Annotated in this window: 14 protein-coding genes; 7 read left to right on the forward strand and 7 right to left on the reverse strand. The window is 70.8% G+C overall.

All coding sequences use genetic code 11. From position 1 onward, the window contains the following. Positions 1–84 precede the first annotated feature (84 nt). The 3 genes from OIE75_RS02380 (at position 85) to OIE75_RS02390 (ending at position 3,671) form a co-directional block, all read left to right on the forward strand. Positions 85–1,563, forward strand: a complete 1,479-nt coding sequence (locus tag OIE75_RS02380) for a glutamate-cysteine ligase family protein (protein WP_307009218.1) — start codon at positions 85–87, stop codon at positions 1,561–1,563. A 23-nt stretch (positions 1,564–1,586) separates the two neighbouring features. Continuing rightward, a complete protein-coding gene (locus tag OIE75_RS02385) occupies positions 1,587–2,429 on the forward strand; it encodes a class II glutamine amidotransferase (RefSeq protein WP_329469291.1) in 843 nt (280 codons plus the stop codon). A 303-nt stretch (positions 2,430–2,732) separates the two neighbouring features. Then, a complete protein-coding gene (locus OIE75_RS02390; protein ID WP_307009221.1) occupies positions 2,733–3,671 on the forward strand; it encodes a TauD/TfdA dioxygenase family protein in 939 nt (312 codons plus the stop codon). 55 nt (positions 3,672–3,726) lie between these two features. On the opposite strand, the gene OIE75_RS02395 is transcribed toward OIE75_RS02390, so the two are convergent. The 4 genes from OIE75_RS02395 to OIE75_RS02410 form a co-directional block, all read right to left on the reverse strand. Beyond that, positions 3,727–5,550 carry a glycoside hydrolase family 2 protein gene (locus tag OIE75_RS02395; RefSeq protein WP_329469293.1) on the reverse strand — a complete coding sequence of 608 codons (1,824 nt, stop codon included), beginning with the start codon at positions 5,548–5,550 and terminating at the stop codon, positions 3,727–3,729. A gap of 80 nt (positions 5,551–5,630) precedes the next feature. Further along, on the reverse strand, positions 5,631–6,530 hold the full coding sequence (locus tag OIE75_RS02400) for a carbohydrate ABC transporter permease (protein ID WP_307009225.1): 900 nt from the start codon (positions 6,528–6,530) through the stop codon (positions 5,631–5,633). A 2-nt stretch (positions 6,531–6,532) separates the two neighbouring features. Then, on the reverse strand, positions 6,533–7,474 hold the full coding sequence (locus OIE75_RS02405) for a carbohydrate ABC transporter permease (protein WP_307009226.1): 942 nt from the start codon (positions 7,472–7,474) through the stop codon (positions 6,533–6,535). 22 nt (positions 7,475–7,496) lie between these two features. Beyond that, a complete protein-coding gene (locus OIE75_RS02410) occupies positions 7,497–8,861 on the reverse strand; it encodes an extracellular solute-binding protein (RefSeq protein WP_329469295.1) in 1,365 nt (454 codons plus the stop codon). A gap of 189 nt (positions 8,862–9,050) precedes the next feature. Here OIE75_RS02410 and OIE75_RS02415 point away from each other — a divergent pair, with 189 nt between their 5' ends. After that, complete coding sequence (locus OIE75_RS02415) at positions 9,051–10,106, forward strand: LacI family DNA-binding transcriptional regulator (RefSeq protein ID WP_307009229.1); 1,056 nt, start codon at positions 9,051–9,053, stop codon at positions 10,104–10,106. A gap of 21 nt (positions 10,107–10,127) precedes the next feature. Here OIE75_RS02415 and OIE75_RS02420 read toward each other — a convergent pair whose 3' ends face one another. Then, on the reverse strand, positions 10,128–11,612 hold the full coding sequence (locus OIE75_RS02420) for a family 43 glycosylhydrolase (RefSeq protein ID WP_329469296.1): 1,485 nt from the start codon (positions 11,610–11,612) through the stop codon (positions 10,128–10,130). Between the two features lie 215 nt (positions 11,613–11,827). On the opposite strand from OIE75_RS02420, the gene OIE75_RS02425 reads away from it, so the two are divergent. From OIE75_RS02425 to OIE75_RS02435, 3 genes are all read left to right on the forward strand, one after another. Beyond that, on the forward strand, positions 11,828–13,315 hold the full coding sequence (locus OIE75_RS02425) for an NCS1 family nucleobase:cation symporter-1 (protein ID WP_329469297.1): 1,488 nt from the start codon (positions 11,828–11,830) through the stop codon (positions 13,313–13,315). 315 nt (positions 13,316–13,630) lie between these two features. Then, complete coding sequence (locus OIE75_RS02430) at positions 13,631–14,356, forward strand: aspartate/glutamate racemase family protein (protein ID WP_161332077.1); 726 nt, start codon at positions 13,631–13,633, stop codon at positions 14,354–14,356. Between the two features lie 127 nt (positions 14,357–14,483). Further along, complete coding sequence (locus tag OIE75_RS02435; RefSeq protein ID WP_307009234.1) at positions 14,484–15,158, forward strand: GntR family transcriptional regulator; 675 nt, start codon at positions 14,484–14,486, stop codon at positions 15,156–15,158. An 85-nt stretch (positions 15,159–15,243) separates the two neighbouring features. Here the strand turns inward: OIE75_RS02435 and OIE75_RS02440 are convergent, their stop codons facing one another. Both OIE75_RS02440 and OIE75_RS02445 read right to left on the reverse strand, forming a co-directional pair. Further along, positions 15,244–16,116, reverse strand: coding sequence for an MOSC domain-containing protein (locus tag OIE75_RS02440; RefSeq protein WP_307009235.1), 873 nt, complete (start codon positions 16,114–16,116; stop codon positions 15,244–15,246). An 82-nt stretch (positions 16,117–16,198) separates the two neighbouring features. Continuing rightward, positions 16,199–16,735, reverse strand: coding sequence for a TetR/AcrR family transcriptional regulator (locus OIE75_RS02445; RefSeq protein ID WP_329469298.1), 537 nt, complete (start codon positions 16,733–16,735; stop codon positions 16,199–16,201). Positions 16,736–16,752 lie beyond the last annotated feature (17 nt).

Genomic DNA, 16,752 nt, shown 5'->3' on the forward strand with positions numbered 1-16,752 from the left:
CCCCGTCCCCGTCTGGTGGGGTGGGCCGGGTGGTGCGACGCTGGGGTGGAGAGGTGTCCGAGGACGGCAACCCCGGGAGGGCCGATGGGACGGGACGTCCCGGCGGTGGTCTTCACCCGCGAGGACCGCCGCCGGTACCGGATCAAGATGCAGGAGTGCCTGGAGGCCTTCGCGCAGATGCTGCGCGAGTCCCGGTTCGAGACCGAGCGTCCCCAGGTGGGCCTGGAGATCGAGCTGAACCTGGTCGACGACCGGGGCGAGCCGGCGATGCGCAACAGCGACGCGCTCGAGGCGATCGCCGACCCCGCCTGGGCCACCGAGCTGGGCCGCTTCAACCTGGAGATCAACATCCCGCCCCGTCGGCTGACGGCGGGCGGTCCCGACGCCTGGGAGACCGAGATCCGGGCCGCCCTGAACCACGCCGAGGACCGCGCCGCGTCGGTCGGCGCCCACCTGATCATGATCGGCATCCTGCCCACGCTGCGCCAGTCGGACGTGGGCGAGGCGGCCCTGTCGGAGAACCCGCGCTACCGGCTGCTCAACGACCAGGTGTTCGCCGCCCGGGGCGAGGACCTGCACATCGAGGTGGACGGCGTGGACCGCCTGCGCACCTACGCGGACACCATCACGCCCGAGGCCGCCTGCACCAGCACGCAGTTCCACCTCCAGGTGGCGCCCGAGGATTTCGCCGACTACTGGAACGCCGCCCAGGCGATCGCCGGGGTCCAGGTCGCCCTCGCGGCGAACTCGCCCTTCCTGCTCGGCAAGGAACTCTGGCACGAGAGCCGTATCCCCCTGTTCGAGCAGGCCACCGACACCCGGCCGCAGGAGATCAAGGCGCAGGGGGTGCGGCCCCGGGTGTGGTTCGGGGAGCGGTGGATCAACAGCGTCTTCGACCTCTTCGAGGAGAACCTCCGCTACTTCCCGGCCCTGCTGCCGCTCTGCGACGAGCAGAACCCCGCCGACACGCTGGACCGCGGCGACGTCCCCGACCTGGGCGAGCTGACCCTGCACAACGGCACCATCTACCGCTGGAACCGGCCCGTCTACGCCGTCGCCCACGACAAACCGCACGTCCGGGTGGAGAACCGCGTCCTGCCCGCCGGTCCCACCGTGGCCGACACCCTCGCCAACGGGGCCTTCTACTACGGCCTGACCCGTGCCCTGGTGGAGGAGGAACGGCCGGTGTGGTCACGGATGTCCTTCTCGGTCGCCGAGGACAACCTGCACACCGCCGCCAGGCAGGGCATCGAGGCCCACCTCTACTGGCCCGGCATGGGCGAGGTCACCGTGCCCGAGCTGGTGCTGCGGCGGCTGCTGCCGCTGGCGCACCGGGGACTGGAGCTGTCCGGCATGGACTCGGCCTGGCGGGAGCCGCTGCTCGGCATCATCGAGCAGCGCTGCGTCACCGGCCGCAACGGCGCGGTGTGGCAGAAGGAGATGTTCCACCACATCGACGCCACCGCCCGGCCGAGCCGCCACGAGGCGCTGCGCCGCATGACGCAGCAGTACATGGACTACATGCATCTCAACGCCCCGGTCCACACCTGGCCGGTCGACTGACGACGCCAGGGAGGCGGCGGACGATGTGCCGATGGCTCGCCTACTCGGGGACCCCCGTGCTGCTGGAGACGATCCTCTACGAACCGCAGCACTCGCTGATCGACCAGAGCCTGCACTCCCGGATGGGGGTGGAGACGACGAACGGGGACGGGTTCGGCGTCGGCTGGTTCGGCCCCGAGATGCGGACGCCCGCGATCGTCCGGGAGATCGGGCCCGCCTGGAGCAACCGCAACCTGCGGGAGATCGCCGGGCATGTCCGCTCGCCGCTGTTCTTCGCGCACATCCGGGCGTCGACGGGCAGCGCGGTGCAGCAGACCAACTGCCATCCGTTCCGCCACGGACGCTGGATGTGGATGCACAACGGCGCGATCGACGACTTCCACAAGCTCCGCCGGGACCTGGCGCTGGCCGTCGACCCGCGTCTCTACCCGGACATCGAGGGGTCGACGGACTCGGAGATGATGTTCTTCCTGGCCCTCACCTTCGGCCTGGAGGAGGACCCGCCGGGGGCCGTGGCGCGGATGGCGGGGCTGGTGGAGGAGGTCGGTCACGAGCACGGGGTGGAGTACCCGATGCAGATGACCGTCGCGGTGACCGAGGGGCGGCGCCTGTGGGCGTTCCGCTACTCCACCCAGGCCACCTCCCGGTCGCTCTACTACAGCTCGCGGGTGGAGAGCGTGCGCGCCCTCCATCCCGACCTGCCGTTCCTGCGGGAGGCGTCCGACGAGACCCGCCTGATCGTCTCGGAGCCCCTGGGCGACCTGCCCGGCGTCTGGAACAAGGTGCCCGAGGGGAGCTACGGCGTGGTGCAGCCCGAGGGCGACGACATGCTCCCGTTCGTCCCCCGGCCGGTCCGGCGCCGTTGACAGGGACGAGCAGAGATCACACAATCGGGGCCATGACCACATACCGGTTCGGCACCATCGCGGAATGTCCCCGCGTGCCCGAGCGAACCGGTTGTGAGCGCTCCGGCCGATAACGGCCGTCCCCCGTACCGCGGGCTCGACGCGCGACGCGTCAGGGCCCTGTCGGTTCTTCTTCCGGCGAAGCGTTCTCCGGCGAAACGCTGAATCGCTCCGGAACCCTCACATTTTCCCGGCCATCGGGCGACGACGTCGTACCGCCATGGCCCGGTACCGCCCAGACCACCGCACCAGGGGAGGACTCCCATGACCGTCACGGCCGCAGACCCGAGCACCGTCCTGCGCGAAGCGCGCATCCCGGAGGACGGGATGTACGAGGGCCGGCGCGTCCTGCGCCGGCTGCCCGAGGGATGGCGGGAGCGGCCCTACGAGCACTTCGAGGTCGTTCCGCAGGCGCGCACCATCGGCGCCGAGATCCGGGGCGTCGACCTCTCCCGCCCGCTCGGCGCCACCCTGCGCGAGGAGTTGAACCGCGCCCTGCTGGAGTGGAAGGTGCTCTTCTTCCGCGCCCAGCACCTCACCTCCGGCCAGCAGCGGGACTTCGCGGGACACTGGGGCGAGCTGGAGACCAATCCCCTGCTCAGCGCCGGTGCCAGTGCGGACGTCGTCCGGTTCGACAAGGGCGCCGGGGGTGCGCCGACGTACGAGAACGTGTGGCACACCGACGTCACCTTCCGGGAGCGGCCCGCGCTCGGCGCCGTGCTCCAGTTGCGCGAGGTCCCGCCGTTCGGCGGGGACACGATGTGGGCGGACATGGCGGCGGCCTACGACAACCTGCCGCCGGAGGTGAAGGAGCGCATCGACGGCGCCCGCGCCGTGCACGACTTCATCCCCGGGTTCGCCAGGTTCTACGGGCCCGAGCGGCTGGCCCCGCACCAGGACCTCTTCCCGCCCGTGGAGCACCCCGTGGTGCGCACCCACCCCGAGACGGGGCGGCGCATGCTCTTCGTGAACACGTCGTTCACCACCCGCATCACCGGCATGGACCGGGCCGAGAGCGACCGGCTGCTGCGTCTCCTCTTCCAGCAGGCGCACGTGCCCGAGTACCAGGTGCGCTTCCGCTGGCAGGCCGGCGACGTCGCCTTCTGGGACAACCGGGCCACCCAGCACTACGCGGTGGGCGACTACGGATCCGAGCGCCGGGTCGCCGAACGCGTCGCCATCGCGGGTGACCGCCCCTTCTGAAAAGAGGGGAAGGGGGTCGGGAGCGGTGTCCGCTCCCGACCCCCTTCGGGTCGCGTTACGCCTGGTCCTGCTCCTCGATCGCGGCCGGGCGGAGCTGCGCGGCCCGCACGCGGGCGACGTCGAGCTTCTCCCCGCGGTCGAACCGGTAGATGCCGTTCTGCTCCTGGAAGACGTCGGTCAACTGCGTGTAGCAGTAGCCGAACATGTCCCGGTCCTCCAGCAGCACCCCGGTGAGCCCGCTGAACCGCTCGTGGAACTCGTCCTCGTTGCGGACGCGTTCCCCGTAGCCCCAGGAGACCGTACGGTCCTCGCCGGAGAGGTCGGCGGCGGCCTCGGGGTCCCACCAGATGCCGCCGAACTCGCTGACGAAGTACGGCTGTCCCCGGTAGGGCTGGGAGTAGGGCGCGCGGTTCTCGTGGGCGTTGACGAAGGGCGCGTCCTTGGCGAGGCCGGACATCAGCTCCCGGAAGGCGGCCGGGTCCTGCTCGTAGTTGTGGGAGTCGTAGATGTCGGTCTCGGCGACCCGGTGGGCGTAGCCGGACGCGTCCACGACCGGCCGGGTGGTGTCCATGGCCTTGGTCGCCAGGAACATCGCCCGGGTCACGTCGTCGAGCTGGGTCATCCGGTCGTGCAGCTTCTGGTAGGTCTCGTTGAGCGGGCACCAGCCGATGATCGAGGGGTGCGAGTAGTCGCGCTCCAGCGCCTCCAGCCACTGGGCGACGTAGGAGGCGTCGGGCTTCTGGTTGTCGCCCGAGGAACCGCCCGTCTCGCAGCCCCAGTCGCCGAACTCGCCCCAGACCAGGTAACCGAGGCGGTCGGCGTGGTAGAGGAAGCGCTCCTCGAACACCTTCTGGTGCAGCCGGGCTCCGTTGAACCCGGCCGCCAGGCCCAGCTCGATGTCCTTGACCAGTGCCTCGTCGGTCGGGGCGGTCATCAGTCCGTCCGGGTACCAGCCCTGGTCGAGGACGAGACGCTGGAAGAGCGGACGCCCGTTGATGAGGACGGCCTTGCCGCGCAGACCGACGGCGCGCAGACCGGCGTAGCTCTCGGCGCTGTCGACCACCTCGCCCGCCGCGTCGAGGAGTTCGAGACGCAGGTCGTACAGGTGCGGGTCCTCGGGGCCCCATTCGCGGCGCCGGTCGTCCGGCACCGGCAGGTGCAGGCGCGGGGCGAGGTCCAGGTCGGCGCGTGCCTCGGCGCGGCTCACCTCGCCGGCGGCGTCGCTGAGCACGGCGCGTACCTTGTGGCCGGGCCGGTTCCCGGACAGGGGCAGTTCGAGGTGGAACGCGGAGCCGGCCAGGTCGGGGGTGATCCGGGGGCGGCGCAGGTGGACGTCGGGGACGGGCTCCAGCCAGACGGTCTGCCAGATGCCGGTCACCCGGGTGTAGTTGCAGTCGTGGTTGGCGTACTTGACGGCCTGCTTGCCCCGGGCCTGGGGACCGGACTTGGGGTCGCGGGCCCGCACGGTGATCACGACCTCCTCGCCCGCTCCGGCGATGTCGCCGAGGTCGGCGGTGAAGGGGGTGAACCCTCCGCGGTGCCGGACGACCTCCTCGCCGTCGGCCCACACGGTGGTGTCGTGGTCGACGGCGCCGAAGTGCAGCAGCACCCGGCGCCCCGCCCAGGCCGCGGGGAGGGTGAGGGCCCTCCGGTACCAGACGGCCTCCAGGAAGTCGGTGTCGCCGATGCCGGACAGCTCGGACTCGGGCGGGAAGGGGACGAGGATCTCGTCGCGCAGCTCGCGGTCGAGGAGCCCGCGGTCGAGGCCGCTGTCCCCCCGGTCGGTCTCGAACTGCCAGGCGCCGTTCAGGTTGAGCCAGTCGCGGCGCACGAACTGCGGTCGCGGGTACTCCGGGCGCGGTACGGAGTGAGTGGACACACATGCTCCAGTCGATCGGTGGGGCGGCGCTCGGACGCCGGACCCGGGTGTACAGCTGTGAGGGGATGAGAGAGGAGGGGTCAGGAACCGCCGAGGCCGGTGGTGGCCACGGAGTTGACGATGCGGCGCTGGAAGAGGAGGAAGACGACGATCAGCGGCAGCGCCGCCAGCAGGGCGGACGCCATGGACTGCGCGTACTGGATGCCGTAGGCGTCCTTCACGGTGGCCAGCCCGACCGGGAGGGTCATCAGGTCGGGGTCGTTGGTGACGATGAACGGCCACATGAAGTTGTTCCAGGCCCCGATGAAGACGAAGATCGCGACCGCCGCCACGATCGGCCGCGACAGCGGCAGCACGATCGACCGGAAGACCCGGAACTCGGAGGCGCCGTCGATCCGGGCCGCCTCCTCCAGCTCCTTGGGGATGCCGTCAAAGAACCGCTTGAGGATGAACACCATCATCGGCGCGACGACCTGGGGCAGGATGACCGCCGCGTAGGTGTCGACCATGTTGAAGAGCAGCATCTGGTCGAACAGCGGCACGACGAGCAGCTGCGGCGGGATCATGATGGCGGCGACGGTGACGGCGAGCAGCGCCCGCCGGCCGCGGAACGTGCCGCGCGAGAAGCCGTACGCCGCCAGCGTGGAGACCACCACGGTGAGCAGGGTGACCAGCCCGGCGATCAGGAAGCTGTTGAAGGCCCACACGGAGACGTTCCCGCGTTCCAGGATCTCCTGGTAGGAGTCGAGGGTGAAGGCGCCCTTGAACGGGGACAGCCCGGTGGTGGCGACGTCCTTCTCGCTCTGCACGGAGGTGGCGATCGCCCACAGGAAGGGCACCAGCCAGACGACGGCGAGGACGACGAGTGCCGTGCCGGCCAGGACCCGGGGCAGCCGGCCGTGGCCGAGGAGCAGAGGGGAGCCGGACGCTTCACGGGGTGGACGCCGCCGTGCGCGGACGGGGGTGGCGGTTGCGGACACGGTCAGTCCTCCCGGCGGAAGAGACGGAACTGCACGAGCGAGACGACGATGATCAGGGCGAAGAAGAGGTACGAGACGGCGGAGGCGTAACCGAGGCGGTAGCCGGTGAAGCCGACGTCGTAGACGTACTCCAGGACGGGGCGGGTGGAGCCGTTGGGGCCGCCCTTGGTGAGGATGTAGATCTGGTCGAACACCTTGAGGGAGGCCAGGATCTGGAGCATGGCCACCAGCCCGGTGGTCCTGCGCAGCTGCGGCAGGGTGATGGACCACAGGCGCCGCCACGCGCCGGCGCCGTCGAGGGCCGCCGCCTCGTCGAAGGTCGTGGGCAGGGACTGGAGCGCGGCGAGGTAGAGCAGGAAGTTGAAGCCGACCGTCCACCAGACGGTGAGGGCGGCGATGGACCACATGGCGACGGACTCGTCGGACAGCCAGCCGACGGGCGCCATGCCGAAGCTGTCGAGGAGTTGGTTGCCCAGACCCAGCTCCGGTTGGTAGAGCCAGGTCCAGATGAGGGTCACCACGGTGACCGGCAGCAGGTAGGGGGCGAAGAACGCCAGCCGCCACGCCCACTGTCCGGCGAGCCCGCTGTGCACGAGCAGCGCCATGGCCAGGGCGACCAGCACGAGCGGGACGCTGGAGATGGCGGTGAAGAAGAGGGTGTTGCCGAGGCTGCTCCAGACGTCCGGATCGCCGAAGGCCTCGGTGTAGTTGTCGAAGCCGACGAAGCCGGTGTCGCGCAGGGCGAGCGAGCTGTCGGTGAAGCTCATCCAGAGCCCCTGCACGATCGGCCAGACCATGAAGAGGCCGAAGACGAGCAGGAAGGGCAGGACGAAGACGAATCCGTTGCCGGGGCGTATCCGGCGCAGGACGGCACGGCGGCCGTCCGCGGGGCCGGTGGCGGGGTCGGTCCGCTCCTCGGCGCCGAGCGGTGCGGTGGTGGTCACGTCGGTCACTCCTTCTGCTGGGTCAGGCCACCGGGTTGGGCTGCTGCAGCAGCGCGTCCGCCTCGCGGACCATCTGCCGCACCGCCTTCTCGGGGGAGGTGTTGCCCAGCAGCGCCGACTGGAGCGGCTGGCACATCCGGTTCTGGAAGTTCGAACCGGCTCCGACGAACCAGTTGGGCGGGTCGAGCACCGCCACCTTCGCGGCGTCGGCGTAGGACGACTGCGGTTCGAGGGCCGCGTACTCGGGCTCCGCGAGGACGGGCTGGTACGCGGGGATGTGACCGGCGCTCGCCCAGGTGAGGCTCTGCTTGAGGACCGCCGCGATGTAACGGTGGGCCTCGCGGCGCCGGGCCGGGTCGGGGTCCTCCTGGTGCGGCAGGACGAAGCTGTGGCTGTCGGTGTAGACGGCCGGCTTGTCGAAGACCTGCGGGAAGGGCGCGGCACCCAGGTCGATGCCGGACTCCTTCAGCGTCGGCAGCTCCCACTCGCCGAGCATGGCCATGCCGCCGCGACCACCGGTGAAGGCGGCCAGCGCGCCGTTGTAGTCCAGGTTGTTGGGGTTGGTCTTCCCGTCGAAGAGCCGCGTCATGAGGGTCACGACGCGGACGGCGGCGTCGACGTCGATCCGGGCGGGCCCGCCGTCCGGCAGATCGAAATCGGCTCCGGTCTGCGCGTACAGCCCGGCGAACAGGCGCCAGTTCTGCGCGGTGTCGGTGACGTGCCCGAAGAGGATGCCGGACTGCCCGGTGGCCTCGGCGAGTGCCTTGCCGGCCTCCAGCAGTGCCTCCGGCGAGCCCATGGGGGCCAGGGCGCCGGAGGAGTCCAGGAGCCCGGCCTTCTCCGCGGCCTTCTTGTCGTAGAAGACGATGAAGGGGTGGACGTCCAGCGGGACCGCGTAGACGGTGCCCTCGTGCCGCGTCCGCGACCACACCGCCGGTGTGAAGTCCTTCTCGGTGACGCCGAACTCGGCGAGCAGGTCCAGGTCGACGGGGTCGACCAGGCCGCCGGGCGCGTAGCCCGCCAGCCGGGACAGGTGCATGGCGGCCACGTCGGAGGCCCGGCCGCCGGCGGCGGACATGGCCAGCTTGGTGTAGTACGACGGGCCCCAGTCCAGGATGGTGCGGTCCACGTCGAAGCCGTCGTCGCCCTTGGACACGGCGTCGATCATCTCGTCCATGAGCATGCCGTCGCCGCCCTGGAACAGGTCCCAGACGCTCAGCGCGGACGCCCCGGAGGCCGAGGCCGGTGAGGCGCAGCCGGACAGCGGCCCGGCGGCGAGCAGGGCTCCCGTCCCGGCCATGGCGTGGCGCAACAGCCGTCGGCGGCTGAGGCGGCGTAGCGGGTCGGACACGGCCGGCACCCCCTGGAGGGGCGAACGAGAACTCATCGCGGACCTTTCGACGGCCGGAGCTCATGCGGTGGCTAGTTTTTACATCGATGTACATTGGCTGTAAAGAGCTGAGGCCGGGGAGCGGCGACCGTGACCGTGAGATCGGCGTCCCGGCGGCCCGCACGGAACCCGTCCGGGCCGCCGGGACATAGACTCATGCACCGCACGAGAGGCAGGGAGGTCTCGGTGGCACGGCCCAGGATCAAGGACGTCGCACGTCACGCGGGCGTTTCGGAGAAGACGGTGTCCAACGTCATCAACGACTACGCCCACGTCTCGGACCGGACGAGGCGGGTCGTGCGGGACTCCATCGAACAGCTCGGATACCGGGTGAACCTGGCGGGCCGCCACTTGCGCAAGGGCCGAACCGGCATCATCGCGCTCGTCGTCCCGGAACTCGACATACCGTACTTCGCCGAACTGGCCCGGCATGTGATCCGCGAGGCCGAGGAGCGCTCCCTGACCGTCCTGATCCACCAGTCCGGGGCGGACCGCGCCCACGAGCTGGCGGCGCTGGCCGGGTTCGGCTCCACCTTCGTGGACGGGATCATCCTCAGCCCGCTCGCCCTGACCGCCGACGACCTGCGCGACCGCTCGGGCTTCCCGCCGACCGTCCTGCTCGGGGAACTGCTGGAGGAGGGCGCCGACCACGTGGCCATCGACAACGAGAGTGCCGCGCGCGAGGCGACCCGCCATCTGATCCGCCTGGGCCGCCGCACCGTCCTGGCCGTCGGCGGGGTCGACGCCCCGGGCCTGGGAACGGCGGAGGCCCGCACCCGCGGGTACCGCGCCGCCCTGGCGGAAGCGGGCATCGCCTACGACCCGTCCCTGGTGATCCCGGTCGACTCCTTCCGGATGCCCGCCGGAGCGCGGGCCGTCGCGCGGCTGCTGCACGACGGGGTTCGGCCCGACGCGCTGCTCTGCCTCAACGACCAGTTGGCGCTGGGCGCGTTGCGGGCGCTGCACGAGCACGGGGTGGACGTGCCCGGGGAGGTCGCCGTGATCGGTTTCGACGACGTGGAGGGCGGGCGGTTCAGCGTGCCGACGCTGAGCACGGTGGCCCCGGACAAGGCGGCGGTGGCGAAGGTCGCCGTGGAGCTGCTGCAACGCCGCATCGAGGACGCGACCGGACCGGACGGCGTGCGGGCCGACGCGGAGTCAGGGGTGCAGTCGCCCCAGGACCGCATCGTGGCCCACCGGCTCGTCCTGAGGGAGAGCACGGAGGGCCACGATCGGAGCTGACGGGCGGTCCGCCCCGGCGGGTCAGTTCGTGTAGACCTCGGCGCGGTCGACGCTCACGAAGGACGCCCCGGACTGGGAGTTGTGCTCCCCCGTGACCCGGACGCGCAAGGTGTGCCTGCCGTTCGCGAGCCGTGGACTGGTGTACTGCACCGCCTCACCGACACGGATCGAGTTGTGGAAGTCCACCCGCTGTTCGGGACCGCCGTCGATGCTGACGGCCGCGTAGCCGTTGCCGGTGTCCTTGACCGAGAGCAGGGCGATGCGGGTGCCGGTGAAGGAGAAGGTGGCCGTGGCGCCGGCCCGGTCGCTCCAGTGGTCGTCGCTCCAGAAGCACTGCGTGGCGCAGCCCGAACCGGAGTTCCAGGCGCCGGTGTAGGTGACGCTCCCGGCGCCGCTGGAGCGGCCGTCGTCGTTGATCCAGTAGTTGCCCGAGCCGGGGTCGCCGGAGGGCAGGTTCTGGGTGGCGCCCATGGCGAGCGGACGGCCGAAGTCGGGGCTGCCGTCGGCCCGCCAGGTGAACTTCTGGGCCCGGGTGGTGCGGTTGCTGTAGGTGTTCACCGACGTCGTCTTGGCGTGGTAGACGATCCAGTCCTCGGTCCCGTCCGGGGACTGGAAGAAGGCGTGGTGGCCCGGCCCGAACACGCCCCGGTCGTCGGCCCGGGAGAAGACCGCGCCCTGGTGCTGCCGCCAGTTGCCCGGCACCAGCGGGTCGGAGGTCAGCGGCATCGACATCATCCAGACCTGGTAGTCCGGCTTGCCCGTGTCACAGGCCGAGTACGTCATCCACACCCGCCCGTTGCGGTAGAGGAACTCCGGCCCCTCCCGCACCTCGGGGCAGCCGCCGGCCGCGTTGATCGCGACGGCGTCGCCGGAGACGGTGTACGGGTTGGACATCGGCGCGATGTTCAGCCCGTTGTGCTGGTACTGATTGATGCCGCTGTAGGCGAGGTAGAGGCGCCCGCCGAGCTGGAGGATGCCGGCGTCGATGGCGAAGTCGTTCGCGTGGTTGGGCGGGGCGAGCTTGGCCTTGAAGTGGTACGGGCCGGTCGGGTCGTCGCGCTCCGACTCCAGGACGTACAGCCGGTGGTGCTCGTCGACGCCGTCGTCGGCGGTGTAGTACAGGTACCAGCGGTCTCCGAAGCGGTAGAACTCCGGGGCCCAGATGTTGCGGTTGCGCGAGGGGTCGGTGTCCGTCCAGACGGTGACCGGGTCGGCCGCGGCCAGGGTGCCCAGGGACGGCGAGCGCCACATCTTGATGCTGCCGCCCTGGGTGGTGGTCAGGTAGTAGTTGCCCTTCCAGTTGGTCATGAAGGGGTCGGGCCCGCTGTTGAGCGGGTTACGGAAGGCGCCGGCCGCGGCGGCGGCGTCGGCACGGGGTTCGGGTGCGGACGGCGCGGCGCCGGCCTGGGCGGTGAGCCCGGGGAGCAGGCCGACGAGCAGCCCGAGGAGGGCCGCGACGAGCAGGCCGGCGTGCGTGCGGGGATGGCGTGAGGGGCTGGGGGGCACGGTGGGGTCCCTTTCCGCAGCTTTACATCGATGTAATGGCGGGGCGCCAGGTTAGGGAGGCGCCGTATGGCTGTCAACAGGGCGAGAAATGGTATTCCATTTGCCGTAGACCTCTTGACGGTGCGCTTTGGCGAAAACTACGTTCTGTCATCGGAAAGCCGCTTCCGCTTTGTGGAACTCTCCAACTCCCCGCATCCTGATCCCAGGAGTCCCGTATGACTGCCCTGGAAGACCGCCGCTCGTCCGCGGAGTCCAGTGACACCGCCACCAGCTCCGGCCTCTACACGTACGACCTGGCCCCGACCAAGCGTGAAGGGCGCCGCTGGGGCGCGTACAACGTCTTCACCCTCTGGGCCAACGACGTGCACAGCCTGGGCAATTACGCCTTCGCGATCGGACTGTTCGCCCTCGGGCTCAACGTGTGGGGCATCCTCGCCGCCTTCGCGCTCGCCTCGGTCCTGCTCTTCCTCCTGCTCACCCTGTCCGGATTCATGGGTCACAAGACGGGCGTACCGTTCCCGGTGATGAGCCGGATCGCGTTCGGCATCAAGGGGGCGAAGATTCCGGCGGTCGTCCGGGGCGTCGTGGCGATCGCCTGGTTTGGTATCCAGACCTATCTCGCGGCCGCGGTGCTGAGCGCGCTCCTGGTGGCCATGTTCCCCGGGCTGGCCCGCCTGGACACGAACTCCCTGCTCGGGCAGTCGACGCTCGGCTGGATCACTTTCCTGGTCCTGTGGGCCCTCCAGGTGCTCATCGTGAGCTACGGCATGCAGATGATCCGCCGGTACATGGCCTTCGCGGCGCCCACCACACTGCTCACCATGTGCGCCCTCGCGGTGTGGATGTTCGTCCGGGCGGACGGCTCGGTCTCCCTGTCCGTCGACGATCCGCTCACCGGCGGCGCGATGTGGCTCCAGGTGCTGCAGGCCGCCGCGCTGTGGGTGGTGATCTACGGGACGTTCGTGCTGAACTTCTGCGACTTCACCCGCTCCGCGCGCAGCCGGGGCTCGATCGTCCGCGGGAACGTGATCGGCATCCCGGTGAACATGCTCTTCTTCGCCGTGATCGTGGCGGTGCTCAGCGGCGCCCAGTTCAGCCTCGACGGGCACGTCATCACCAGCCCGACGGACATCGTGCGGACCATCCCCAACATGTTCCTGCTGGCCGTCGCCTCGCTCTGCCTGATCGCCCTCACGGTGGCGGTGAACCTGCTCGCCAACTTCGTCGCGCCGATCTACGCACTGGTCAACCTCTTCCCGCACCGGCTCGACTTCCGCCGCGCCGGTCTGGTCAGCGCGGTGCTGGGCCTGGTGATCACGCCCTGGAACCTCTACAACAGCCCGGTCGTCGTCAACTACTTCCTCGGCGGGCTCGGCGCGCTGCTCGGCCCGCTGTTCGGCGTGATCATGGCGGACTACTGGCTGCTGCGGAAGTCCCGGGTGAACGTGCCGGCCCTCTACACGGAGGACGCCGGCGCCGAGTACCACTACCGCCGCGGCTACAACCCGCGCGCCGTCGCCGCGTTCGTCCCCAGTGCCTCCGTCGCCGTCGTGGTCGCCCTGGTCCCCTACTTCCACGCCGCGGCCGGGTTCTCCTGGTTCGTCGGAGCGATCGTCGCCGCCGCGCTGTACGCGGTCATCGCGGACCGCGCCTCACCGATCCGCGACGTGGACGGCGAGGCCATCGCCGTGGCGGCGGAGTAACCGCGGCGCGGTGGTGGCGGGGCGGGCCCACCGTGGCGCCTCGGGTCCGCGGTCGCCGCGGAGCAGGCCCGCCGTGGGGCCGTCGGCCCACCGTCGCCGCAAACCGATGCCGCCGCACGGCAGCGACCCGCCGCCACCGCGAACCGATGCCGCCGCACGGCAGCGACCCGTCGCCGCCACGGAACACCCGCCGCAAGCCCACCGTCGCCGCGAAGCAACGCCGCCGTGGCGACACGGCCCCACCGTCGCCGCGAACCGGCCCCGCCGCCGCGACGACGACCCGCGGAACCTCCCGCCCGAGCAGAAGGCCCACCCATGCGCATCCTCGTGGTCAACGTCAACACCACGCAGTCCATCACCGACGCGATCGGCAAGCAGGCCGCCGCCGCGGCCGCCGAGGGCACCGAGATCGTGCCGCTGACCCCGGCCTTCGGCGCGGAGTCCGTCGAGGGCAACTACGAGAGCTACCTCGCCGCCGTCGCCGTCATGGAGACCGTCCGGGCCCACCCGGAGCCGTTCGACGCGGTGATCCAGGCCGGCTACGGGGAGCACGGCCGCGAAGGGCTCCAGGAACTGCTCGACGTACCCGTCGTCGACATCACCGAGGCCGCCGCGAGCACCGCCCAGTTCCTGGGCCGCCGCTACTCCGTCGTCACCACCCTGGACCGTACGGTCCCGCTGATCGAGGAGCGGCTGGAGGTGGCGGGCCTGAGCGCGAGGTGCGCCTCGGTGCGCGCCAGCGGGCTCCCGGTGCTCGAACTGGAGCGGGACGAACAGGCCGCCGTGGACGCCATCACCGAACAGGCCGCCCGCGCGGTCGAGGACGACCGGGCCGAGGTGATCTGCCTGGGCTGCGGAGGCATGGCCGGGCTCGCCGAACGCGTGGTGGAGCGGACCGGTGTCCCCGTGGTCGACGGCGTCACGGCCGCCGTGACGGTCGCCGAGTCCCTGGTCCGGCTCGGCCTGTCCACGTCCAAGGTGCGCACCTACGCGCCCCCGCGTGCCAAGCGGATCGTCAACTGGCCCCCGCGGGTGGGCTGACCCCTCACCAAGTCCTCCCGCGCCCCGGTCGGCGGCCGGCTCCGGGGTATTCTGACGGGCCGCCCGACCGCCGCTCCGCACGGCGCGGTCGTGCGGCTCGGAACGGGAAGAGGGACGAAGGACGACGATGGCTGCGTCAGAGGGCTTCATGCCCGAGTCCGAGCGGGTCACGCGACGGCTGCGCGACGAGATCGTGGACGGCGTGCGGCGACCGGGGAGCCGCCTGGTCGAGCGGGAGCTGGCCGAGGCGCTGGGCGTGAGCCGGCTGCCCGTCAGGGAGGCCCTGAGGACGCTGGTGTCGGAGGGGCTGGTGACGCCGCGGCCACGGTCCTGGGCGGTGGTGCGGGAGTTCACCACGAGCGACATCGCCGACCTCGACGAGGTCCGCTCGGGTCTGGAGACCCTGGCCTTCCGGCTCGCCGCCGGGCGGCACACCCGCGACGGTCTCGAACGGCTCCGTGCGACGGTGGACGCCGAACTCGACGCCGCCCGCGCCGACGACGCGGTGGGAGCCCGCCGCGCGGCCGCCGACTTCCACCAGACGGTGATCTCGCTGGCCGCCAACGAGTTGCTCAACGAACTCGAACGGGTCCTGCGCAGCCGCCTGCGCTGGCTCATGGGCCAGCACGACGACCTGATGGCCGTCGCCCTGGAACACGAGGCCCTCTACCAGGCCATCGCGGAACGCGACGTGGAGCGCGTCCAGGAACTGGTCCTGCACCATCTGTCGACGAGCCGCAGCGCGGCCCTGGGCCACCACGCCCGGGAGCAGGCGCGGCGCGAAGAGCGGCAGCAGACCTAGGAATGCCGGTCCACGATCGAGCTGCCTTCCCAGGGGAGTGAACACCCTTCCGGCGCCGGCTCGAAGATCGCTTCGTCAGGAGTTCCTACAGATCGGCGTCGCCCCACTCCTGGACGACCACCTCGTCGCCCACCGACAGCTTCCCCGGCGTGATCACGGAGAACTTCGCGCCGAACACCACGCCGCCGCCCGCAGCCCGTCGGTAGCTCGCGAGTGTGCGCAGTGGCTCCGGCCCTCGCCGTGCTCCGGCCTCCTGCTCGACCAGAGTGACGGCACAGCGCACCGCGAGCTTGGCGAAGCCCAACTCGGCATCGCCGACGGTGATGCGGCGGGCGCGATCCTCGCCGTGCGGTGGGGCGGCCCAGTCGACGCCGTCATGACCGTGACCGTCGTGGCTGTCGACGACGATGTTCGGGCGGAATCGGTTCATCGGCAAGATCGGGGCACCGCGCTCGGCCATCCGCTGGTTGAGGAGGGCGAGGGAGGCGCGGGACAGCAGGTGCACCGCACTGCTGTCGGCATAGCCGGACGGGCCGGGGGTCAGGCCGTCGGCGATTCGGTCGTGCTCCGGCGGCACGCGGACCAGACGGCTGGGGGTACCGAGGAACTCCGACAGCCAGGTGGCGGCTTCGTCACCCTGGTCGATCCCCTGGAAGGGGGTGCCGAACAGGTCGACGTCGCGTCGCGGCGCGGATGTCGTCACGTCGAGGCACAGCGTGCCGAAGCGGCCGGTGCCGTCGGCCGCGTCAAGCGTGAGCCGAGAGCCGTCGGTGCTGACGGCGGGCCGGATCAGGGCCAGCCGGGGCTGCCGCCGTTGCGTGCGGAAGATTCCGTCCTCGCCGATGACCATGAAGCTGCGGTCGTGGGCGAGGCCCGCCGGCGTCAGGAGCGCATCGTTCATCGAGGTGCCTGCACACCCCTTGACGGGATAGCAGATCAGATCCACGACGTTGGCCATGTGCCGCCCCCTTCGGTCCGCGACCACCGTAGACGTATGTCGTCGTGAGGTGACGTCATCAGCCGTACAGCGCTCCGAGCGGCTAGGCCGGTCGTCGTTGCACGGCATCGGCGATGACCGCTGTCACGAGCTTGTCGACGGCTTCCGTGGCCGGCGGGCCGGGGCCCCGGTCGGTGAACACGAGATGCCCGCCACCGACCAGGGAGAGGGTGAGTGAGTCGATGTCGGCGTCAGCCGCGATGCGGCCCAATGCACGCTCGTCGGCCAGATAGGCGGAGATCGCGATCGTGGCCTGACCAAGGATGGCGGTTCCGCCGCCGGGCCTGGCCTGCCGAAGCCGTGCGCGCAGCTCGTCCCGGAAGGTGATGAGCGGAATGATTGCCATCGGAACGGGGCCGAACAGGGTGATCAGCGCGTCGGTGAGGTTCTTGGCCACCGTTCCGGTGCCACTGGACTCGCGCAGCGCACTCGCCTGCGTCTCGAGCTGCGCGGCCCGGTCGAGCACGAGGTCGGTGAGGAAGGCGTCGAAGTCGATGAAGTGCCGGTGCGGGCCTTCCTGCTGGAGCGCGGGTTCTCCCCCGGCGCCGCCGAGGCCGTCTGGCTGGCCGTCGCCCTGCACACGACGCCGGGGGTACC

The sequence above is a fragment of the Streptomyces sp. NBC_01723 genome (assembly GCF_036246005.1).
Classification (GTDB): domain Bacteria; phylum Actinomycetota; class Actinomycetes; order Streptomycetales; family Streptomycetaceae; genus Streptomyces.

Bases quoted from the DNA above. Each gene is read 5' to 3' on its own strand.
- OIE75_RS02390 (WP_307009221.1), top strand. From the start codon at position 2,733: ATGACCGTCACGGCCGCAGACCCGAGCACCGTCCTGCGCGAAGCGCGC.
- OIE75_RS02435 (WP_307009234.1), top strand. From the start codon at position 14,484: ATGGCTGCGTCAGAGGGCTTCATGCCCGAGTCCGAGCGGGTCACGCGA.
- OIE75_RS02440 (WP_307009235.1), bottom strand. From the start codon at position 16,116: ATGGCCAACGTCGTGGATCTGATCTGCTATCCCGTCAAGGGGTGTGCA.
- OIE75_RS02425 (WP_329469297.1), top strand. From the start codon at position 11,828: ATGACTGCCCTGGAAGACCGCCGCTCGTCCGCGGAGTCCAGTGACACC.
- OIE75_RS02430 (WP_161332077.1), top strand. From the start codon at position 13,631: ATGCGCATCCTCGTGGTCAACGTCAACACCACGCAGTCCATCACCGAC.
- OIE75_RS02385 (WP_329469291.1), top strand. From the start codon at position 1,587: ATGTGCCGATGGCTCGCCTACTCGGGGACCCCCGTGCTGCTGGAGACG.
- OIE75_RS02410 (WP_329469295.1), bottom strand. From the start codon at position 8,861: ATGAGTTCTCGTTCGCCCCTCCAGGGGGTGCCGGCCGTGTCCGACCCG.
- OIE75_RS02380 (WP_307009218.1), top strand. From the start codon at position 85: ATGGGACGGGACGTCCCGGCGGTGGTCTTCACCCGCGAGGACCGCCGC.